This window comes from Pedobacter frigiditerrae (genome assembly GCF_032678705.1).
In the GTDB taxonomy this organism is placed as follows: domain Bacteria; phylum Bacteroidota; class Bacteroidia; order Sphingobacteriales; family Sphingobacteriaceae; genus Pedobacter; species Pedobacter frigiditerrae_A.
On record NZ_JAVTSS010000001.1, the window covers coordinates 1281787 to 1303715 of the forward strand.

Annotated in this window: 16 protein-coding genes; 8 read left to right on the forward strand and 8 right to left on the reverse strand. The window is 34.5% G+C overall.

The features are described 5' to 3' along the window. Positions 1-9: 9 nt before the first annotated feature. The gene (locus tag R2Q59_RS05045) at positions 10-408 is read left to right on the forward strand and encodes a hypothetical protein (protein ID WP_316784129.1); all 399 of its coding nucleotides are present in this window, start codon (positions 10-12) and stop codon (positions 406-408) included. A 227-nt stretch (positions 409-635) separates the two neighbouring features. Here the strand turns inward: R2Q59_RS05045 and R2Q59_RS05050 are convergent, their stop codons facing one another. Continuing rightward, positions 636-1490, reverse strand: coding sequence for a universal stress protein (locus tag R2Q59_RS05050; protein WP_316784131.1), 855 nt, complete (start codon positions 1488-1490; stop codon positions 636-638). A gap of 209 nt (positions 1491-1699) precedes the next feature. Here R2Q59_RS05050 and R2Q59_RS05055 point away from each other — a divergent pair, with 209 nt between their 5' ends. The 5 genes from R2Q59_RS05055 to R2Q59_RS05075 all read left to right on the forward strand — a co-directional run bounded on the left by R2Q59_RS05055 (position 1700) and on the right by R2Q59_RS05075 (position 5903). Continuing rightward, a complete protein-coding gene (locus R2Q59_RS05055) occupies positions 1700-2326 on the forward strand; it encodes a YceI family protein (RefSeq protein ID WP_316766434.1) in 627 nt (208 codons plus the stop codon). Positions 2327-2355: 29 nt separating this feature from the next. Continuing rightward, complete coding sequence (locus R2Q59_RS05060) at positions 2356-3678, forward strand: hypothetical protein (protein ID WP_316784133.1); 1323 nt, start codon at positions 2356-2358, stop codon at positions 3676-3678. A 54-nt stretch (positions 3679-3732) separates the two neighbouring features. Further along, on the forward strand, positions 3733-4329 hold the full coding sequence (locus tag R2Q59_RS05065) for a YceI family protein (protein WP_316784134.1): 597 nt from the start codon (positions 3733-3735) through the stop codon (positions 4327-4329). A gap of 136 nt (positions 4330-4465) precedes the next feature. Next, positions 4466-5353 (forward strand): universal stress protein, encoded by an 888-nt coding sequence (locus R2Q59_RS05070; protein ID WP_316784136.1) that lies wholly within the window; start codon positions 4466-4468, stop codon positions 5351-5353. Next, a complete protein-coding gene (locus tag R2Q59_RS05075; RefSeq protein WP_316766443.1) occupies positions 5340-5903 on the forward strand; it encodes an HdeD family acid-resistance protein in 564 nt (187 codons plus the stop codon). Before R2Q59_RS05070 ends, R2Q59_RS05075 begins: the two co-directional genes overlap by 14 nt. 41 nt (positions 5904-5944) lie before the next feature. On the opposite strand, the gene R2Q59_RS05080 is transcribed toward R2Q59_RS05075, so the two are convergent. The 7 genes from R2Q59_RS05080 to R2Q59_RS05110 form a co-directional block, all read right to left on the reverse strand. Further along, positions 5945-6682, reverse strand: a complete 738-nt coding sequence (locus R2Q59_RS05080) for a sulfite exporter TauE/SafE family protein (RefSeq protein WP_316784138.1) — start codon at positions 6680-6682, stop codon at positions 5945-5947. Further along, positions 6682-7464 carry a TIGR00730 family Rossman fold protein gene (locus tag R2Q59_RS05085; RefSeq protein WP_316784139.1) on the reverse strand — a complete coding sequence of 261 codons (783 nt, stop codon included), beginning with the start codon at positions 7462-7464 and terminating at the stop codon, positions 6682-6684. The genes R2Q59_RS05080 and R2Q59_RS05085 overlap by 1 nt, the downstream gene beginning before the upstream one ends. Positions 7465-7478: 14 nt before the next feature. After that, positions 7479-8348 carry a universal stress protein gene (locus R2Q59_RS05090; RefSeq protein WP_316784141.1) on the reverse strand — a complete coding sequence of 290 codons (870 nt, stop codon included), beginning with the start codon at positions 8346-8348 and terminating at the stop codon, positions 7479-7481. 5 nt (positions 8349-8353) lie between these two features. Continuing rightward, on the reverse strand, positions 8354-9841 hold the full coding sequence (locus R2Q59_RS05095) for a L,D-transpeptidase family protein (protein WP_316784143.1): 1488 nt from the start codon (positions 9839-9841) through the stop codon (positions 8354-8356). Between the two features lie 176 nt (positions 9842-10017). Next, complete coding sequence (locus R2Q59_RS05100) at positions 10018-12234, reverse strand: PAS domain S-box protein (protein WP_316784145.1); 2217 nt, start codon at positions 12232-12234, stop codon at positions 10018-10020. A 131-nt stretch (positions 12235-12365) separates the two neighbouring features. Then, the gene (locus tag R2Q59_RS05105; protein WP_316784147.1) at positions 12366-12587 is read right to left on the reverse strand and encodes a hypothetical protein; all 222 of its coding nucleotides are present in this window, start codon (positions 12585-12587) and stop codon (positions 12366-12368) included. A 121-nt stretch (positions 12588-12708) separates the two neighbouring features. After that, positions 12709-16803 (reverse strand): two-component regulator propeller domain-containing protein, encoded by a 4095-nt coding sequence (locus tag R2Q59_RS05110; protein WP_316784149.1) that lies wholly within the window; start codon positions 16801-16803, stop codon positions 12709-12711. 567 nt (positions 16804-17370) lie between these two features. Between R2Q59_RS05110 and R2Q59_RS05115 the strand changes: the two genes are divergently transcribed. Next, complete coding sequence (locus tag R2Q59_RS05115; protein WP_316784151.1) at positions 17371-20277, forward strand: SusC/RagA family TonB-linked outer membrane protein; 2907 nt, start codon at positions 17371-17373, stop codon at positions 20275-20277. A gap of 9 nt (positions 20278-20286) precedes the next feature. After that, the gene (locus R2Q59_RS05120; protein WP_316784153.1) at positions 20287-21918 is read left to right on the forward strand and encodes a RagB/SusD family nutrient uptake outer membrane protein; all 1632 of its coding nucleotides are present in this window, start codon (positions 20287-20289) and stop codon (positions 21916-21918) included. The last annotated feature ends 11 nt before the right edge of the window (positions 21919-21929 follow it).

Sequence of the window (21929 nt, forward strand, 5' to 3'; positions counted from 1 at the left end):
TTTAAAAAAATGGATGTTTTATCAGAATCACGATTATCAACAGAATTGCAAGAACTTTACTTGCAAAATAAAGAATGGATGTCTCACGTGTTGTTTTTAGAAGATGAGAATCGTTTTTTTCAAAAACTTTTTGGGCAAAAATTATTTGTGATTGGAAAAAGCCACACTGCAAAACAAATTAACCTAATTAGTGAGAGCCTTGCAAGTTTGCAAGAAAAAACGGTGAATTTGAAGAAATTAGTCATCAAACATCAGCATTTGCTGGAAGGAATTTTAAAAGATGCAGAACATATTGTGGGGATTAATTTAATTGAAGAACATGCAACTATTACCTCAGAAGTGCAAGAACTTTTATTGTCTGATAGGTTGATGAAAAGCAAACTCTTTTTGATGGTAGAAGGAAATTAGAATGTAAATTCAATATTCGTCATTGCGAGCTAAAGCGAAGCAATCTGCCAGTGCGATGGGGAATTTTGAAACCCGACACACAAAGCAGATTGCTTCGGACGATGAAAAATCGATCCTCGCAATGACGTTTTGGTTTTAATGTAGGGTATTTACATTATTTTACTAAATTATTTTACTAAATATTATCAAACTCAGGGTTTTTACAATTTATAGTATTTTATTACTCTTTAATCTTCAGGTAATACTAAAAGTGGTAACGTTATACTTTTTGCCATTTGTTGTGTATGGCTACCATTAATAAGTTCTGCAAACATCCCTTTATGACGATGAATCATTGCCAAGATTTCCACCTGGCCTTTTTCTACTAACCACATTAAGCCATCATTAACACTTTTCTGTTGTATATGGCGATAATAGATTTTAGAATAATTGATTTTCCCAGTTACATTTTTCAGGAACAAGTTGGCATCACTATTAGGGTTCTGAATGGTAGAGGGTAAAGCATCTATATGTGTCAGTAAAACCTCAGGTTCAAATCTGCAGAATAGCCTAGCAATATTTTGTATCGAATTCATATCCCCAATATTAAGGTCTGTTGCAAATGCAATCTTTTTAATAAAAGCATAATGTGCCTTTCTAGGAATCAATAGAATTGGAACTTTTGCAGCCTCAATTTGATCTCTACTATTGCTGCCCATCATAAACCTTTTAATCTCACCAGCTCCAGACAAACCCATTATCATTAAGTCTATTTTTTGTTGTTCGAGCATTTGTTTTATAACGTTTTTTACAGTCCCAGCTGCGCAAGTATAAATTAAATTAGGAGAGGTTGGTGTATTTAAATTTTCATCCTTAATAATTTTTTCAGCATAAGTTTTAAGGTATTGTTCTGTCTTTAATAACTGCGCTTGCTCATCATTTTGTGTAGAAATAGCAATCCCATACATGATATTACTTTCTATAGGAATTATGGCATGGCAAATATGAACATCAGCTTTTGCTACCCTTGCCAATTGAATGGCATAATGAACTGCGTTATCTGCGCAAACAGAAAAATCAATAGGTATAAGAATCTTTTTCATGGCAATTGTTTTACTCAAAAATAACTTGCGACTTTGAAGCTAATTGTGGGTTAAAGCATATTAAAAAATGATTGTCATTATATATTGATTTTCAGATAATTATGTTTTAAAAAAGTGATAAGTATCAGTTTTATACCTATTGCTAATCATTACCGCTAGCTAACTATCAAGCTACATTTGATTAACAATTAAAACTCAATCATCACCTTATGAAAACTAATCAAAAACTCCAGTACGGCTGGAACATTTTAAAAATCGCTATTGTAATGTTTATGCTTTCACCACAGGTGATCATGGCTCAAACAGCATATAAGTTAACCTCCTCAAAAGATAATGCCATTAAGGTTTTGGGTAAATCAAATGTTCATGATTGGACAATGACTGCAAAAGATTTAGAAAGCACTGGCACTTTTAAGTTTAATAGTCGTGATGAACTGGTTGATTTAACGGCACTCAAATTTACCGTGCTTGCAAAAAGTTTAAAGAGTGATAAAACATCAATGGATAATAGGACTTATAAAAGCATAAAAGCTGATGCTTTTCCAAAAATTAGCTATCAACTTACGTTTGCTACAGTTACCATGATTCAAGCAAACAAATATGCTATTCAAACCACTGGTACATTAACCATAGCTGGTAAAACACAAAGCATAGGTATGAAAGTAATGGCTTTAGTAAATGCAGATGGCTCTATAACCTGCCATGGAACAGAAAAACTAATGTTAACCGATTACGGTATAGAGCCACCAAGTTTTATGCTGGGAGCCATGAAAGTTGGTAACGATTTAATCATTCAATTTAATTTAAGCTATGGTAAAACAAGCCTAGCTAAATAACAATACTCATCTCTAAAAAAATACAAATCATGAAAAATACCTTAACAAATATGCAAGTAACATTAATTGCTACTGCATTAATCATTCTCTTTAGCTTTAGCGCCGATGCTCAAGTATTAAACCTACGTCCATACGATAAATCTGGCATCAATATATTTGAAGCGCCAAAAGACAGCAATGCTGTATTCGATAAGCTGAAGGTGAATTTCGGTGCAGGTTTTACACAGTCTTTTCAGGGTTTAAAACATGAAAACGCATCTGGCGGATTATATAAAATTACTCCAGGGTTTAACACTGCAAATGCCAATCTTTTTATGGATGTGCAATTGGCTGATGGAATTAGGTTAAACTTAACTAGTTATCTTTCTTCTCGTCACCACAACGAGACTTGGGTAAAAGGTGGTTACATCCAATTTGATAAGTTACCATTTAAAGGTAAAGTTTGGGACGATATCATGTCGGTAACAACCATTAAAATTGGCCACATGGAAATTAACTATGGCGATCAGCATTTCCGTAGATCTGATGGTGGACAAACAATCTATAATCCCTTTATAGAAAACTACATCCTGGATGGTTTTACAACCGAAATTGGTGGAGAAATTTTGGTTAGGAAAAATGGCTTATTTGGTATGATTGGTGTTTCTAACGGGATGATTAAAGGAAATATTGATAGCTTGATTGCTACAGCACAAGATGCAAATGTGCATAAATCTCCAGCCATCTATTTAAAAGGTGGATTTGATAAACAACTAAACAAAGATGTAAGGTTCCGTTTTGCAGCTTCTTATTACAGCAATAACAGCTCTGGTGGTCAAACCTTATTTGGTGGCGACCGTACCGGTTCTAATTATTTTATGGTGATAGAAAAAGCAGGTGGTACAACAGCGGCTAATGCTTTTTCAGGAAGATTTAATCCTGGGTTCAGTAAAAAAGTAAATGCCTTACAGTTAAATGCTTTTGTGAAATTACAAGGCTTAGAATTGTTTGCCACCTACGAAAATGCCAAAGGCAGATCTAAAACAGAAACCAGTGTAAGAGGAGCAGAGCAAATGGCAATTGATGGGGTGTACAGATTTGGTGAAACAGAAAACTTCTTCATAGGCGCTAAATACAATGTGGTTACTGCTTTATTGGCTAATGTAGCTGCAGTTGGAGCTACACCAGCAATTAATTATACTGGCGATGTAAAAATAGATCGTATTGCTTTTGCTGCGGGATGGTTCATGACTAAAAACATTTTGCTAAAAGGTGAATATGTAACACAGAAATATAAAGACTTTCCAACTGCAGATTATCGCAATGCAGGAAAATTCAAAGGATATGTGATCCAAGCAGTTGTAGGATTTTAAACAATAATATCATCGGCAGAAACAATATCGTTTCTGCCTTTTTTACAAATCAAGATGAAAACATTAACAGCCATCCTTTTAATTTTCCTTTTAACTAGTTTCAAAACAAGTTATACAACGGCAAATCGTGCTTCTAGATGGGTAATTAGTGAAAACAGCAGCCTCAGTGTGAATGGTACTACCAATATAAACAAGTTCTCCTGTGCAATTTTACAATATCCAAAAACAGATACGGTTACTGTTGCTCAAGATAAAAACAACAAAATTGTGCTTTCAGGTCTATTAAACATTGAAGTAAAAAACTTCGATTGTAGTAACATGATGATGACTAAACAATTGCTTAAGACCCTACAAGATGAGAAATTTCCAATCCTTCGAATCAAATTTTTATCGTTAAAGGAAACGCCAAGTTTAGATCAGGGAAAAAGTTTTATCAAAGGCAATGTAGAAATAGTTATAGCTGGAGTAGCTAAAAGATTTGAGATATGCTATCAATTAAAAATGAAGAACAACTCATTGGAGCTAATTGGGCTTCAACCCATCAACTTCTCAGATTTCAATCTATCACCGCCAAAAAAGATGGGTAAATTGATACAAGCAAAGGACCAGTTGATTGTTGCTTTCTTGTTGAAGATGGAATTGGCCGTGTAACCTAAAATCGAAGGTATTTTCGAAGTCAAAGTAAGTTGTAAATCATTGTTATAAGTGATGAACGTCACATGTTTTGTTGCTGTTAATTAGCAGCTTTGGATATAAATCAATGTTTTAAATAACCAACCTATATGTGATGAAAAATATATTAGTGCCAACAGATTTTTCAATTGCTGCAGAAAACGCAGCCCATTATGCCATCAATTTTGCAAAAGCGCAAAAATCAAATATCATACTTTGTAATGCCTTCAAGGTGCCTTCAGAATCTCCAATTGCAGCACAAGTTGCTTGGCCATTAATAGAAGAGGTTGATCTTGAAATAGAATCAGACAGTAGCCTTAATGAACTTGTTCACAAACTTGATAATGAAAAACTTACCGTAACCAATAACTATTGCCCTCAAATTACTTTCGAAAGTGAAAAAGGAGAAGTTTGCCAAGTTGTTAAAGAATTTGTAACACGAAAAAATATAGATTTAGTTGTTATGGGTATGGCTGGTGCCGGTCAACTGGTACAATGGGCTTTAGGCAGCAATAGCAAAGAAATGATTGATAAAGCTGATTTCCCAGTTTTATATGTGCCTTATGTTGCTAAATACAAGTCAATTAAAACAATTGCCTTCTCAACCAATTTATCCATTGATGATTTAGAGCCGCTCCAATATCTGTGTAAGATGGCAACTAATCTCGATGCAGAAATTGTGGTTTATCACATTACAAGTTATGAGTTAGAGCAAATAGAAAGGGTAGAAGGAAGAAATCTGGCTTACTATAATGATGTTATTAAAAAGTTAGCTTACGATAATATCAGATTTGAAAATATTTGGCATTCTGATATAGATGAAGGATTTAGGTGGATAAGAAATAATAAAGAAATTGACCTTGTTGCCATGGTTCATCGCCAACATAGTTTACTAGATAAATTATTAAATGGTAGTTATGCTCATAAACTCTCGAGGTTTACAGAAATTCCTTTGCTCATTTTCCAACCAAGCGAAAAAAAATACAGTTATGAAAAAGCATAGTTTTAATGTAATTGGCTACGATACAAAGTATTGGTGGCTATTATATGCTAGTGGAGTGTTATTTGTTTTTTTAGGATCATGGATTATAGTTTCTCCTCAAAAATCTTATTTGTTTCTTAGCCTATTATTAGCCATAGGTTTGCTGACTACTGGTCTATTCGAATCCCTTTATTCAATCTTTCATATTCGTAAAATAAAAGATTGGGGTTGGATATTTATTGGGGGACTAATAGACGCGATTTTGGGAGTTTATTTACTGAATTATCCCTTGATTGCTATAATTTTAATGCCATTTGTTATTGGTATTTGGATGCTCTTTAGGGCATTCATGACAGTTAGCAGTTCGATAGCTTTAAAAACAATTGGTGTAAAAGGATGGTTATGGCTTTTGGTTACTAGTATGGTTTTAATCCTGCCATCAATTCTTATTCTCATAAACCCTTTTGCAGAACTAATTAACATAGTTTTCATTACAGGGATAGCTTTTGTGCTATCTGGCATATTTAGAATTATATTTTCGCAACGGTTGAAGAGTTTAATGCCTAAGTAGTAGATATATAAAATAGGCTTTTAATGTTATGTTCAACCTGTCTAAACATTATGAAAAAGATATATCAAAAGCTTTATTAAACAGGTAAGCAAAATAATAATTAAAACAATGTTTTTGAACCAATTTTGTGGTATTTTCTTTAATGCTATTTTGCCCACCCAGGTTCCTAATAAACTAATCACTAATAAAAAGGGTAGGGTAATCAGAAACTCTTTGTGAACGTAGCCATTTGCGGTATATACAATTGCTCTACTTGTATCCACCCCTAAATCAATTAGTGCAGAGGTAGCAATAAACACATTCTTTTCAAGTCCGAATGCGGTAAGTGTCAATCCACGTATGGCGCCACCTGTTCCCACAAGGCCTGCTAAAAATCCAGAAACCAAACCACCTTTTATCAAATTTGAATTTGTATCGGCTAATTTTTTAGAAGAATTAAATAGCAGGTAAATAGCAACAATAAAAATAGCTGTACTCATCATTATTTCTAGCTCTTTCTGAGGTAGAAGGTTAGTTAACAATGCTCCAATGATTACAGATATAACTGCAGGTATGCCCATTTTTATGGCAATTCTTTTATCAATGCCATTCTTAAACAAGTATATTTTGGAGAGGTTGCTAAAGATGTGGAAGATGGCTGTAATGCCGAGGACGATTTTAAAATCAAAAAACAGGGAGGCAATTGGAATGAAAAGTATCGACGAACCGAAACCACTGATTGTCCCAATGATTTCGGCGATAAGCGCCAGTAAATAAAATAGCCAGTATTTCTCAATCATTATTCGCCCAATATGCGCAGTCTTCTAAAGCTTTGCCTTCTTTTTTCTGCATGTTTTGCTAATGCGGTAATTTTAATATGTTCAAGCGCTTCATCAACAGAATCTGTAAAGAGCACTAATTTGATATCCTCTGCAGTAATCATATTTGCAGTTAACATAGAGTTGAATAAAGGCTGTAAAGGCTCCCAAAAATCCTTTCCGAATAGAATTATAGGAAAATCTAATATCTTTTTGGTTTGAATGAGTGTAAGGGCTTCAAAAAACTCGTCTAGTGTGCCAATTCCGCCTGGCATAATTACAAATGCATCAGAGTATTTAAACATCAGTACTTTTCTCACGAAAAAATATTTACAGCTAAACCATTTGTCTAAATAAGGGTTAGGATGCTGCTCTTTTGGTAACCTGATGTTACAACCTACCGACTGACCTTTGTTTTCTTTGGCTCCTCTATTTGCCGCCTCCATTATACCTGGTCCGCCCCCAGTTATGATCGTAAAACCTATTTTAGCCAATCCAGCACCAATTTCTCTTGCGCTTTGGTAAAACTTAGAATCTTCGGTTACCCTAGCCGAGCCAAAAACGGCTACACAAGGTCCAATAAAGTGTAATACCCTGAAACCAGAAATAAATTCGATCAATATTTTTAAAGCAAAAACAAACTCTTTCAATCGAGAGCGAGGTCCTTCCAAAAACACCTTTTCCAGATCCTTTTCTTGTCGTGGAGCGCTTAAATCAACAGTTTTGAGGATTGTCTGTTCTGGTAAAGCATTTATGCTGTTCATATTGTCTAAATATTTTACCACCCAATTGGTGTTTTGTCTTCAGGCATAACCAATAAGGGCAGTTGTACCATGGTTGCTAGTTTTTGAGTGTAACTTCCATCTAGTATTCTTGAAATTAAGTTTGGGTGACGATGGATCATAGCTAACATATCAATTTGACCATTTTCAGACAACCATTTAAGTCCTTCCTCTACTTTTTTAGCGTTTACATGCCTGTAGTAGATTTTCGAATAATTAAGTTTACAAGTTACTCTATTCAAAAAAACATTTGCTGGTGTTCTTGGGTCATGAAAGTCTGAGGCTGCTTCATCTATGTGAACGAGAAGGATTTCTGGATCTAAAAGGCAAAATATTCTAGCTACATTGTGTATAGAATTTATATCACCTTCGGTAAAGTCTGTGGCAAAAGCTATTTTGTTAATTGGTTTATAAGGCGCTTCTTTTGGAACTAACAACACAGGAATACATGTTTTTTCTATAACATCCTTGCTATTGCTTCCCAAAAAGAACCGATCAAGTTTTCCAGCTCCAGCTAAACCCATTATTATAAGATCTATATGGCTTTCTTGAGAAAGCTTATCAATTATCTTTTTTACCGAACCAGTCTCGCTACTAAAAGTGATATTTGGTAGTGGAAAACCAAGTGAAGTATCATCTTTTAAATTTTCAATATAAACCTTTAAATCTTCGTCAGCATCTTCCTTTAATTCGCTAAAGTTTTCTATTGGCCACATCATTACTCCAGCCATCGGGCTAAGTTCAGCCATTTCAATACCATGGAAAAGGTGGATCTCAGCATTTATTTTTTTAGCAATATTTATAGCATATCTTACTGCATTATCTGAATAGGTAGAGTAATCTATAGGTAGAAGTATCTTTTTCATGATGGTTATTTTTTAATGGAAACTTTATTGAATTGAGCCGGCTCGCCAAATATCTGTTTTTCTAAGACATTGTCTAATTTGTATGTGTCTTCATGGTACACGATAAGCCCGTTTTCTACAGTAGTAGTGAGGTAAGTAATGAGGACGGGAACTGGGTTTTTGAGGGTAAATTGCCGTTTGGTATAATTGATCATAGCTGTCTTAAGTGTTGTAATTTGGTTTGATTGCTGATCTTTCTCCAACAACAAGGCAGCTAAATTTTCTGCTTTTTGTACCCTCACGCAACCGTGACTAAGCGCTCTTTTCGAACGACTGAAATATTGCTGCTCAGGTGTGTCATGTAAATAAACGTCATACGCATTATTAAAACGGAAAACTACTTTTCCTAAGGCATTATCGCAACCTGCTGTTTGCCTAGCATGGTATAATTTGGGGTTTTGCTTTATTTGAGCGATAGTTTTGCTGTTAATGCTGATGAAATTTTCTTTTTGATCATAAACAGCCATGTGATTATTATCGAAATAAGAATTATCCTTTATCGCTTTTGGTAAGAGTTCATTAATAAAAATTTTATGCGGTACTTTCCAATCCGGTGCACTTTCTAAATGAGAAATAAAGCTTTTTAAAGTAGGGGTTGGCGTTGAAGGTTTACCAACAACCACCTTAAATTCATAAATTGAATCTGCAGTATGGTAATAAAGTTTGTAAGTTGGAATGTTTACGTGTAAATAAGTAGAACCGGCAGTATTGATCCACCTTAACCTTTCCATATTCATGCTAATTAATCTGATTTCTTTTTCAGGTGTTTCATAAGCATCACAGGTATATTGACCAGCTATCAATTTCATATAACCTTGTAATTTGCTATATTCATCAATTTGAGGTTGTACGGCTAAAATGTTTTCCATTAAACTAGAACTGTTTTTAAATTTTAACAACAGTTCTTCTGCATTAAACTCATTCTTTAAACCATTATCAATTGAATCTTTATCTAAAAAAGGGTTGTATTTACCATTATGCAAATGGTTAATCATACTGATCATCGCATCAGTTAGTAATAGCTCAAATTCCACTTTCACGGTGGCTTTTAATTTATTGTTATTCAGTGCATCATACATCAATACGTAATTGAGAACTTTATTATGGTAATCTGCTGGTTGCAATCCGAATTGTCTTACACAATCCAATAAAAGCATCGCTGAAACTGTAGGCTTAATATCCTGCTCTGGCCTTAACCAATTAGCTTGATTTGAGTTTAGGCTATAAAATCGTTTTACAGTTTTTGGAAAGTTAAATTGCTTTAATAAGTCAGGATTGTCTAACTGTTTCTCAATTTCAATTTTAATTGAATCTGGTGTAGCAAAGCTGATGCTCGTTGACTGTGCAAACAGATCATCATTAGCAAAAAAAGAAAGTATAAAAAAGATACCCATTGCTAAGGTCATCAACTTATGACCTATTCTGATAATGGAGATAGTTTGACCAGTTTTCATGTTATCATTTTATGTTATAAAGTTCATTATCAATGAAGTTTATAAAAGTGATGGTGGTCACTTATTAAAATGATTGTATGAGTTTAGCAAAAAGAAAAATATAATGGATTTAGATGTAAATGGAATTAAACATCAGGCATCTTTGTTCCAAAAGTTGCATCCAGAAAAACGATTTGTCAATCGAAATCATCAATTTTTGGTATTGTGAAGCAGAAACAACTACCTTTTCCTATTTCACTTTCTGCCCAAATTTGTCCTTTATGCTTGGTAACAAAATCATAACACAGACCTAATCCCATTCCTGTTCCTTTTTCATCGGCGGTGCCAAATGTGCTAAAAGCAGTCTGACCGAACAGTAAGGCTATTCGTTCTTTCGGAATTCCAATACCAGTATCGCTTATACAAAATTTGGTCGCCATTTCTTGCGGAGTAACACTTAAGGTTACTGTGCCATTGGGCGATGTAAACTTTATGGCATTGGTTAATAAATTACGAATGATTGTTTCGAGCATCGCTTTATCAGCTTTTAAAGAAATCATTTCTTTTAAGTCGATTACAAGGTTGATGTTCTTTTTAGCAGCCAACGGACCAATAGTTTGTATGGCTCTGTCGAGCAAATCTCGCACATCATCAATTTCAACTGGTGCAAAGGTAGCTGCGTTAAATTGAGATTTCGCCCAGTCTAATAAATCTTCTAATAATTCATTAGCACTAGACAGTCCCTTTTTCATTGCTTCAAGGTACTCTTTAAGTTGATCCTGATCTATTTCAGATAAACTGTCAATTGTTAGTCCCAAAAGCTGCAAACTACCAGAAATTGGATTTCGTAAATCGTGGCCAATAATAGAAAGTAACTTATTCTTTTGTTGGTTAGATGCAGTAAGCTCAGAGTTTAATGCTTTTAATGCATTTTCTTGATACTTTCTCGTCGTTACATCTCTCATACTTCCTTCAGTTGCCACAATAGATCCATTTTCAATAATCAATCTGGCATTTACTGATGCGTAGCGAAGTTCATGGTCTTTTGTTTTTAACCTAACTTCAAAATCAATTACGTAACCATTGGTTATTAAGCTTTCCATGATCCGTTCCCTATCTTGCGGATAAAAATAGAAGTCGGATACAGGCTTGCCAATAATCTCCCTTCTTGAAAAGCCTGAATATTGTTCTATGGAAGGGCTTATTTCGATGACTAATCCTTGCTGATCTGTCTGGTAGAATACATCTTGCACATTTTCAAAGATGGTTCTGTATTTTTTCTCACTCAGCACTAAGTCGTTTTCAATTTCCTTCCTCTTGGTAATGTCTTCAATTTGTGAAACATAATATAATGGTAGCCCATTGTGGTCATGCAGCATGGTAGCGGCAATAATCACCCAAATAATATTTCCATTTTTATGAAGATAACGCTTTTCATATTTAACCTGCTCCATCTTGCCACTGGCGAAATCTTCTAGCATAGCGAAGGTTTTCGCTCGATCTTCTGGATGGGTTAGATCCTGTACAGTTAGATTTTTAATTTCCTTTTCTGTATAGCCTAACATTTGGCAAAGGCTCCTGTTTACTCTTTTTAAACGGCCATCTGGATTAATTAACGCCATGCCGATAAGCGAATATTCGAAGGCAAGCTTGAACTGCGCTTCACTCTTGTCTAGTTCTTGGCGAAGTAAGGTACTTTTAGTGATGTCAAATGCAATAGCGCCAACCATTCTTTCTTCCAATTTTACATCTGAAAATGGAAATTTGTAAACCTTGTAAACCTGTGGATGTCCTTGCTCGTTACGTAGTGTTTGTTGAAACTCGATTACCTTACCTGTAGACAATACTTGTTTATTCTGCTCGCTTGCAATGACTGCGATGCCATGGCCAAATATCGCTTCACTATTCTTTCCTATAATATCTTCAGAAAGATGTAGTGTTTCATAAAAACTTTTATTTGCATATTTAAGCGTTAGGTCCTCGCCAGATATCCAACAAAGCCCAGGGAAATTCTCCATGAAAAGCTGGAAACGATTTTCATTAATCAAAGTACCAGTACTTTGGGTTACGTCCTCACTCGTCATCATCATTCCCGCAATCTTCCCGTCGTTGCCTAAAAAATGCCTTACTTCCCATTTAATATACATTACAGTGCCATCGGCTCGTTCAAACCTATCACTTTCGCAGGTTTGGTCATTTCCTTTTAAACATGATGCATGTATATCCTTCCAAGTATCATTAATCTCTGGGAAAACTTCATAGTGCGATCTGCCAATTAATGGAATGTTCTGAAGATTATAAAAAGAGATCCATTTTTCTGAAACTGCTAGGTAGCGCATATTAGTATCTACTACTGCCGTCGGCAAAGGCGATACAGAAATAATGTTCTCCATTAGGGATGAAGGTTTCTCCATAGGGGGCAAGGTTGTTATATTGGCTTAAACAAATATAAGCAAAATCAGCGGAGAGAGGTAAGGAACTCAATACAAAGAACAGAAGGAACAAACATTAGCTATTTTTGTTATAAATTAAGCTGAGATTCATACTATACATCTAAATAGTAATCTCTTTCGCTAAGTTGTATACCGTTTTTAAGGCAAAATTCTAAAATTGTTTCTCTACCCTTTTTACCAATCCCATAAATAAATCGTAAGTCTCTTGCGCTTAAACAAGTCAAATTACTAATGTGTGTTATGCCAATTTGTATTAAGGAGTTCTTGGTTCGAGCTTGAAATTCTTCTATTTCTAATATTAAATAATCTTCCATTTTTTGTATGCTTCAGCTTAGCTAATTTAAGCGCTAGTAAGGTTCAATGGGGTTGATTATTGTAAAAGAAGAGGTAGAAAATTCGCAATCTTTGCGCTAATACAGGCGTATTTATTGATGATTACTCCAATTTTCCATTATCTGTGGTATTGTTCATTACTTCTCGAGGACTTTCGCCAAATTGTTTTTTAAACTCTCTACTAAAGTATTTCGGATCGTTAAAGCCCACTTGGTAAGCAACTTCATAAATGGTATATCTATTTTGTAAAAACAATTGCCTAGCTTTTTTTAAACGAACAGATTTCACAAAATCATTAACTGATAAGTCTGTCAGCATTCTTATTTTTTTATATAAAACCGGTCGGCTCATGCCGATTTTTGAAGCTAACTCTGATACACCAAAATTTTCATCAGCAATATGCTCATCTATATAATTTAATAGCTTCGACATGAAGACTTCATCTGTAGAATTTAAAATAACATCTCCAGGTTCTAGATTGGAATACTTTAAATATCGTTGTCTAACTGCCGCCCTAGATAATAATAAGTTGCGAACGCTTAACAATAACAGCTCTGGACTAAATGGTTTTGTGATGTATAAATCTGCACCGGTTTCAAGTCCATCAACATGGTGTATATGAGAAGAACGTGCGGTAAGAATAATAATTGGAATATGACTGGTACGTTCATCTGCTTTTAGCCTTCTACAAAGTTCCAAACCATCTATTTTGGGCATCATGACATCGCAAATAATTAAATCTGGTAGTATTTTAACGGCTGTTTCCCATCCGCTAAGTCCATCTAGGCTCTCTTTTACCTGATAATGATTGGAAATGAGCTTTGAAATAAATTGTATGATTTCAGTATTATCTTCAACTAGTAATATGGTTTCTTTAGCAGTTGGATGCTCCGTTTTGATGAGTTCGTTTACTTGACTTTCATCATAATTATATGCATAAGTATTGACCAGTTGTTTATGGTCCTTAACATTCTCAAATTCCTCTTGTTTAAAATGAGATTTTCCCTTTTTTAATTGGATGGTGAACTTGGTAAATCCTTCTTCTGCATTTAGTGCTGGATTACTTATAAAGCCAATTTCTCCATGATGCGCCTTAATGATCATTTTAGATAAGGCTAAACCAATTCCCGAACCAATTTGACTGGTATCTTGTTCATCTACCTGAAAGAAATCGCTGAAAAGATTTTTCTGGCTCTCTAAGGGTATACCTTTGCCATTATCAGTCACGCTAATTTCAATTTCACTTTCGTTTTCAATTACGGTTAAGGTAATTGTACCACCAAAAGCACTGAACTTAAATGCATTTGAAAGCAAGTTAAACATTACTTTTTCGAGTTGAATTTTATCGAAGAATAAGTTGATTTTGTTTATTTGATGAACAAATTCATATTTAATGTTTTTATCCTGAGCAATGTGGGCAAATGAAAGGAAGATTTCATTCACAAAATCAATTATATTCTCTTCGCTAACGTGAAGTTTAAGATGATGGGTTTCGGCTTTTCTAAAATCCATTAACTCGGTAATCAATCTTATTAAACGATCTGCATTGTGTTTAATAGGGACTACCTGTTTATGAAGCTCAGGATTGTGGTGAGAATTGCTTAGTAAGTTTTCTAAAGGGCCAATAATTAGCGTAAGTGGTGTTCTAATTTCATGAGCTATGTAGGTAAAGAAATTTAATTTCATTCTTTGTACCTCTTCAGTTTGTTTTAATCGCTCACGCACAAACAGATAACGTATAACTAAGAATAGTATGCCAGAAAAAAGTAAAGCATATAATAAATAGGCCCACCAAGTTGCCCAAAATGGAGGTAGAATTCTAATGGCTAATTGTATAGCTTCTCCGCTGGATTTACCATCATTATTAATTCCTTTTACCACAAACGTGTAATTGCCAGGTGTTAGATTGGCGTATGTAGCAATTGGCACATTAGTGTTTACCCAATTTTTATTGTAACCTATTAGCTTGTAACTATAATTGTTTTTTTCTGGCTTAATATAGTTTAGTAATGCAAACTCTATACTGAAATTATTGTCGCTATGCTTAAATACCAGTTGTTTTGTTTCTTTAATATCTTGAGTTAGTAAATTGTCAGGGCCATTTACCAACACTGGTTCGTTAAACAATCTTAAGCCTGTAAAACTGATTTTCGCAACATTGGGGTTAACTTCTATTTGGTTTGCATAAAATGATGTGATGCCATCATATCCGCCAAAGAACAGTTTGCCATTTCGATCTTTAAGAAAAGACCTCAAGTTAAAATCGTTGCCAGCTAAACCATCACTTTTAGTATAGTTATTGAATTTTTTAGTGGAGATTTCCATTTTGGATAATCCTTTGTCGGTACTTATCCAAAGGTTGTTTTGGTCATCTTCAATAATGCCTAAAATGTTATTATTAGGCAAGCCATCTTTTTGAGTATAGGTTTTAAATGTTCTGGTTTTTGTATTAAAAATACTTAATCCACCTAAATAAGTTCCAATACAGATACTTCCTGTTTTGGTTTGTATGATACAATTGATACGATCAGATTTTAAGCTATTCGAATCTGTGTTTTTATAATAAGAGCTTACTTTTCCAGTTTGAGGTAAGTAGGTATAAAGACCAGCGGTGGTTCCAATCCAAAGATTTTTAGTTTGGTCTTCAAATACAACCTGAATGTATTTGTTTTTTATTTTCTTTTCTATTGGGCTTTTAATGGTTTTATCGAGGTATTCACCATTTTGTTTAACCAGCGTTGAAAGTCCATTTTTTGAGCCCACCCAAACTGTACCATAACTATCTTGTGCAATAGCTATAATTTCAGCTGTGCCTATGTTGTTCTTATCGTCTTTAACATTAGCTATTTTTTTGAATTGCTTGGTAAGTTCATTAAAAACATATAATCCACCTCTGTGTGTACCTACAATTAACTGCCCAGTCTTATCTAAGAAGAGTGTTTTAATCAGGTTTGTTTTTAGTGCTGCCGGATTATTTGGATTAGCATAATAATGACTAAAAGTATTATTATCCCTATTAAGATAATTTAATCCTCCACCTTCAGTTCCTATCCATAAGTTATTGTATTTATCTTCTATCATTACGCTAATGATATTGCTACTAATGCTATTGGCAGATGTGGTGTTTTTATAAATATTGAAATTGGTAGAATAGGGGTAAACCACACTCAGTCCTTTGTAATAAGAGCCAATATAAATAGAGCCGTGTTTATCTTGAAAAATACTGTGCGTAGAGTTTTGACTTAGCGTGCTTTTTAACTCTGGATCATGCTTGTAATTATCAAATTGCTTTGTTGCAGGATTTAAAATACTAATTCCTTCTTGTGTACCAATCCATAAATTACCAGTTTTATCACAAATGATTCTTCTGATATCATTATTTACTAGCGAATTTGGACTGTTAATATTCTTTTGTAAGCGACTAAAGGCTTTGTCCTTATAGTTAAAGATGTTTAAGCCATTGTCTGTACCTAACCATAAATTCTGTTGTTGGTCGTTGGTAATACTTGTGATGTAATTAGAGCTTATACTGTTTGCATTGCTAACATCATGTTTATATATTTCATGATAATAGTTGCCGTTTTTGGTAAACATTCTTATTAAACCACCGTTCTGTGTGCCTAGCCACAAATTTTGTCTATCGTCTTTAAATATAGAGATGATGCTATTTAAGTTATTTCCTGAGTTAGCCTTGGCAAAATAGAAAGTCTTAAACTTTTGTGTTTTTTTGTCGATTAATAAATTAAGCCCATTTAAAGTACCAACCCATATATTTTTTTGAGGATCTTCATATAAACACTCTATGGCATTACTGCTTATTGAATTTGCAGAGCGATGTTTGTTTACGCGTATAAACTGATCGGTTTTTTCATCATAGAAATTTAAACCATTTTCTGTTCCAACGATAATAGACCCATTACTAGTTGTAAGTAAAGAAGTAATTACGTTGTCTGAAATGCTACTATGACTTTCTGAACTTGTATAAACCTTAAATCTATATCCATCGTACCTGTTTAAACCACTGCGTGTACCAAACCATAAAAACTGATTCTTGTCTTGCGTAATTGCCATGACAGAATTTTGTGATAAGCCATTTTCCATTGATAAATGGTTAAAGGAAATCCTTTTCTGCCCATGGCTTACCTTAAAAAACAGTACAAATATGAAAAGCAATAAGGCTTTCAACCAGTGTTTCATAATTTAAATTTAGACAAGCTTATCTTTTGATTAGGATAAATAAGTCTTTGTGAGTTAATGGTTAAATATAGCTTGAACTTATCAAAATTGAAGAAACATTGCAGTTTTTCTACCCTTTCTTTTACAATTTTCGACCTTATTGAAAGGCGACCCTTCTATTTTTGACAAGTAGAAAGCATTGTATTAGTTAATGAATGAAACCAACATTTATTGTTAACTAGTTTATACGCAATGCAAAATCAAATAACCAACAAAACCATAAACTAACCAAAACATGAAAACAATTTTACTTCAATTAAAAGTACCGCTTTTAGCAATCAAACATTTTTACTTAATGTTAAACAAAAGCTTCAGCTTAACATTAAATCTTATTCATTTATAAGGTATCCTGTAATTAATCGCCCATTAATTTAAGGTTGATTAGTGTTGGGTTATTAAAATCTTAAAATCTAATTTTTATGGAAAAGGCAGTACTTAAAAAGTATTGCACTGGCTGTACTGTGTGTTTATTCGATACCGATGAAATGCCAAAAAGAAACAAATTTATCACCAAATAAATTAATTTAAATGAATAGAACATATACTTCAGTTGTAAAATTGGTCGCTTTTTTTGGAATAGTACTTCTTTTTACAAACAGTGTTGATGCTTTGGCGTTCTCAACCATTAATTCTTCCTCAAAGAAGATAAATTATATAGAGCCATTCTCATCGCAACAACAAACTAAACAAATTCAAAATGATTCTCTATCAAATGTGAGGGATTCATTGAGAAACAAATTAAAGAATTCTGTCGCTGTTGCTTTGCCAAGTAACGAGGTTCCTGTACTATTTGGGAAGCAAAAAAATGCAAAAAGAATTTCATCATCTGCTATTGTTAGTGGTGAAGAATTGACTAGTTTTCCGACACCACAAGTTGGACTAATGCTTTATGGCAAATTACCAGGTTTGTATGTAGTGCAAAATAGCTTTCAAGCTGGTGCTGATGAACCAAACCTTTCCTTAAGAGGACGTTCGCCCTTAGTTGTAATTGATGGTGTTCCTCGCTCATATTTAAGCATTAATCCAGAACAAATAGAAAGCATAACCGTAATAAAAGATGCACTTGGAACAGCACTTTATGGCATGAAAGCCGCAGATGGTGTATTGTTAATTACAACAAAACGAGGCGCAAATATACCTAAGCAAATTAGGGTAACTAGCCAATACGGTTTACAGCAACAAATTAATACACCTAAATTTCTTGATGCATTTAACTACGCTTCCTTATTTAATGAGGCTTTGATAAATGATGGCAGACAACCAATTTATACAGCATCAGATTTAGATAAATATAAAAATGGGACTAGTCCATTTACGCATCCTAATGTAAATTGGGCCGATGAAATTTTAAAGAACTCTGCAGCGGTAAGTAGACAAAACATAAATGCTAGGGGAGGGAATAAGACCACAAGGTATTTTGTAGATTTAGATTATTTGAACCAAAATGGGTTTTTAATTACCGATAAAACCATCAATACTTACGAAACGAACAATAGCTTCAAAAGATTTTCATTCAGGAGTAATATCGATGTTGATTTAACAGAGAGTACTTTACTTAGCTTAAACTTATTTGGAAGAATTAGAAATGGTAACCAGCCAGGATCTACGGTAGCTAGTATTTATAGCGCATTTTTAACTACGCCAAATAATGCCTATCCAAGATTGAATGAAAATGGCTCATTGGGAGGAAATACAGAGTTTCAAAATAACCTTTATGGAATGGCGATTAAATCGGGTTATAGGCCATCGGTAAATAGAAATTTAGGAGCAGATATTTCATTAACACAAAAGCTAGACAAGTTTATAACTGGTTTATATGCAAGTGGAGCGGTATCATTTAATTCTTATTATAGCGAGAGCATCAACAGAAGTAAAACTTTTGCTGTATACACACCAGTAGTTAACGCGACTACAGGGGTAACCACTTATAATACCATTGGTGGAGATGGTACCCAAGCAAATACTTCTACTGTTGCCGATCAAAATAGACAAATATTTTCTCGTTTTGATTTAGGTTACAATAAAACAATAGATAAAAATACCTTTCAGGCTCAACTCTTATATGTTAGAGATAGCTATGTTTTAGGAGGTGCTTTATCTCAAGTCAACCAATCTGTAAGTGGTAGGTTTAATTACGACTATGATAACAAATACCTATTGGAGCTTAGCTCATCATATATGGGTTATGATAGGTATAAAAAGGGAGACCAATGGGGAGTTTTCCCAACAGTTGGATTAGGATGGAATATCGCCAATGAGGCATTCTTTAGCGATTTGAAAAAGACTGTTAACTCATTAAAAATAAGAGCTTCTTATGGGTTAACCGCTACAAATGCTGCAGCTGGTTATTTCCAATACCTACAAAATTTTGAAAATGGAGATACCTTTTACAGTAGAAATCCATTAACAAGTTCAAATACAAAAGACGAATCAACGCTTGCCAATCCAAATATAACTTGGGAGAAAGCAAAGAAATTTAACATAGGATTTGATGCGGCATTGTTAAATGATAAGTTATGGTTTACTGCAGATTATTATAAAAACAACTTTTACGATTTACTGCAAACTAGAAGAACAAACGCTAGTGCAGTAATTGGCGCTGTGCTTCCATCAGAAAATATCGGCAAGAGTCAATATTCTGGTGTTGAACTTGGCGCAGGCTATCAAAACCAAATCAACAATTTCAAGTATTTCATTTCAGCAAATGGTAATTGGAGTGCTAGTAAAGTAGTATTTAATGATGAGCCTTTTAGAAATAATGCTTACGAGTACAGAACCGGCTTGCCAATTGGTCAAACTTTTGGATACATAGCTGATGGCTTTTATAATAATGCCACAGAAATTAACAACGGACCAAAGGTTGATGGATATACGCCTGTTCCAGGTGATTTAAGATACAAAGACTTGAATAATGATGGCATCATCAATAACAATGATGTAACGGCTATAGGCAGTACTAAACCGATGTTTTATTACGGTCTTACTGCTGGGTTCAATTATAAAGGGTTCGACTTTTCATTTACCTTAAATGGTGTGGCAAACAGGAACGTTTATTACAACTTCACCAATTTTGCTGCAACTGGTTCAACTGGGGGCTACGGACAAGCATTAGAAAGCAGCCTGTTAAGATGGACACCTGCAACTGCAGCACAAGCAGAATATCCACGTTTAAGTGTTGGAAGTAATCCAAACAATAACCAAACTTCTTCTTTCTGGATTAAAGATGGCAGCTATTTGAGGTTAAGAAATGTAGAAGTAGGCTATAGCTTGCCAAGCAACATGGTCAAATTTGTTGGCTTTTCTAATGTCCGATTATTCGCAAATGGACTTAACCTTTTAACTTCTACAAAGCTAAAGGACGTAGATCCAGAAGTACTCTTAGGGAGTGTGCCTAATCAAAGGATATTCAATTTTGGTGTTAACCTTCAGTTTTAATTCTTAATCATGAATAATTATAAAAAATATTTCGCAATCACCTGCCTGTTCTTGGCGCTTGGTTGCACAAAAAAGTTTGAAGCAGAACCTTTAGAAAGGATAACAGGGGATTTGATTTTTGATCCTGCAGATAAAAATGCTGATTATGCAAAACAGTTTTTAAACGGAACCTATTTGTTATTGCCAGATTGGTACAATAGAATTGATGGTACTTTTTTAGATGCAGGAACTGATGATGCAGTACCATCTAGAATAGGAACACAAGCAGATTTTTACCGTACCGGAAGAATTTCATCTAGTACCTTACCAGATGATGTTTGGCGTAGAAATTACCTAGGCATAAGAAAAGCAAACCTCTTTTTAAGCAAAATAGATGTAGTACCAACCACAGATTTGTTAAAGACGCAGTTCAAAGCAGAAGCAAGATTTTTAAGGGCTTATTTTTATTTCGAATTAGTGAAACGTTGGGGTGGTGTGCCTTTAATTGGCGATAAGGTTTATACTATTGATGATGATATAAACATACCTAGAAGTTCACTTGATGAATGTTATGCCTATATCGTTAGCGAGTTAGATGCAATTAAAACTTTACTACTTCCTTACGCCGTTTCTGATGGCGACTGGGGAAGGGCAAACCTAGGTGCAGCATTAGCCTTAAAATCTAGGGTGCTTTTATATGCAGCTAGTCCATTAAGTAATCCAACAAACAATACTCAAAAGTGGGCACTTGCAGCACAAGCAGCAGCTGATGTAAAAGCCTTGGGTTATACTTTGGTAACCGATTGGATTGCAAATTTCAATGCCACAAAAAACACTGAGTTTATCTTTATTAAAGAGAATGCCTTAAATACAAGTATCGAAGTTAACAATGGCCCAATAGGTTATTTGCAAGGTGTTGGTTTAACTAGTCCATCGCAAAATTTAGTTGATGCTTTTTTAATGCTGGATGGGAAGGCCATTTCTGATGCCGGTTCTATATATAACCCAAATAATCCTTATGCTAACAGAGACCCAAGGTTAACGGCAACTATCATGCACAATGGTAAAAATTGGTTGGGTAGACCAGTAGAAACATTTGATGGTGGACAAGACAAACCTGGTGGAAACAGAACACAGACGAGAACTGGATATTACCTTAGAAAGTTCATGGGCAAGTTTGAAACATCAACTTCTTACTCGAACCAAGGCCACCATGTTATTTTATTAAGGTATGCAGAGATTCTATTAAATCATGCGGAGGCTTTAAACGAATCTGGTGGTGCAGTTGCAGATATCGTGAACAACCTGGTTTTAATCAGAAGAAGAGCAGGTATAACAGCTGGTGCAAATAATTTGTATGGCTTGTCATTAACCTTAACTAAGGATCAGTTACGCACCATCATCCAGAATGAACGCCGCATTGAGTTCGCTTTTGAAGAACATAGAACATGGGATTTAAGAAGATGGAAACTAGCAGAAGTAGAGTTGAACAAACCAGTTAGGGGTGTACAGATTGTCAAAACAGGAACTGCGCTAACCTACAACTATTTTAATGTAGTAAATGCTGCTTTCGATGCTTCTAAAATGTATTGGTATCCTATACCACAGGCCGAAATGTTGGCTAACAATAGAATGGTTCAAAATCCAGGATGGTCTAATTAGTTACACGCATA

Coding starts and splice junctions, on each gene's coding strand:
- R2Q59_RS05045 (WP_316784129.1), top strand. CDS start 10: ATGGATGTTTTATCAGAATCACGATTATCAACAGAATTGCAAGAACTT.
- R2Q59_RS05050 (WP_316784131.1), bottom strand. CDS start 1,490: ATGAAAAAGATTCTTATACCTATTGATTTTTCTGTTTGCGCAGATAAC.
- R2Q59_RS05055 (WP_316766434.1), top strand. CDS start 1,700: ATGAAAACTAATCAAAAACTCCAGTACGGCTGGAACATTTTAAAAATC.
- R2Q59_RS05060 (WP_316784133.1), top strand. CDS start 2,356: ATGAAAAATACCTTAACAAATATGCAAGTAACATTAATTGCTACTGCA.
- R2Q59_RS05065 (WP_316784134.1), top strand. CDS start 3,733: ATGAAAACATTAACAGCCATCCTTTTAATTTTCCTTTTAACTAGTTTC.
- R2Q59_RS05070 (WP_316784136.1), top strand. CDS start 4,466: ATGAAAAATATATTAGTGCCAACAGATTTTTCAATTGCTGCAGAAAAC.
- R2Q59_RS05075 (WP_316766443.1), top strand. CDS start 5,340: ATGAAAAAGCATAGTTTTAATGTAATTGGCTACGATACAAAGTATTGG.
- R2Q59_RS05080 (WP_316784138.1), bottom strand. CDS start 6,682: ATGATTGAGAAATACTGGCTATTTTATTTACTGGCGCTTATCGCCGAA.
- R2Q59_RS05085 (WP_316784139.1), bottom strand. CDS start 7,464: ATGAACAGCATAAATGCTTTACCAGAACAGACAATCCTCAAAACTGTT.
- R2Q59_RS05090 (WP_316784141.1), bottom strand. CDS start 8,348: ATGAAAAAGATACTTCTACCTATAGATTACTCTACCTATTCAGATAAT.
- R2Q59_RS05095 (WP_316784143.1), bottom strand. CDS start 9,841: ATGAAAACTGGTCAAACTATCTCCATTATCAGAATAGGTCATAAGTTG.
- R2Q59_RS05100 (WP_316784145.1), bottom strand. CDS start 12,234: ATGGAGAAACCTTCATCCCTAATGGAGAACATTATTTCTGTATCGCCT.
- R2Q59_RS05105 (WP_316784147.1), bottom strand. CDS start 12,587: ATGGAAGATTATTTAATATTAGAAATAGAAGAATTTCAAGCTCGAACC.
- R2Q59_RS05110 (WP_316784149.1), bottom strand. CDS start 16,803: ATGAAACACTGGTTGAAAGCCTTATTGCTTTTCATATTTGTACTGTTT.
- R2Q59_RS05115 (WP_316784151.1), top strand. CDS start 17,371: ATGAATAGAACATATACTTCAGTTGTAAAATTGGTCGCTTTTTTTGGA.
- R2Q59_RS05120 (WP_316784153.1), top strand. CDS start 20,287: ATGAATAATTATAAAAAATATTTCGCAATCACCTGCCTGTTCTTGGCG.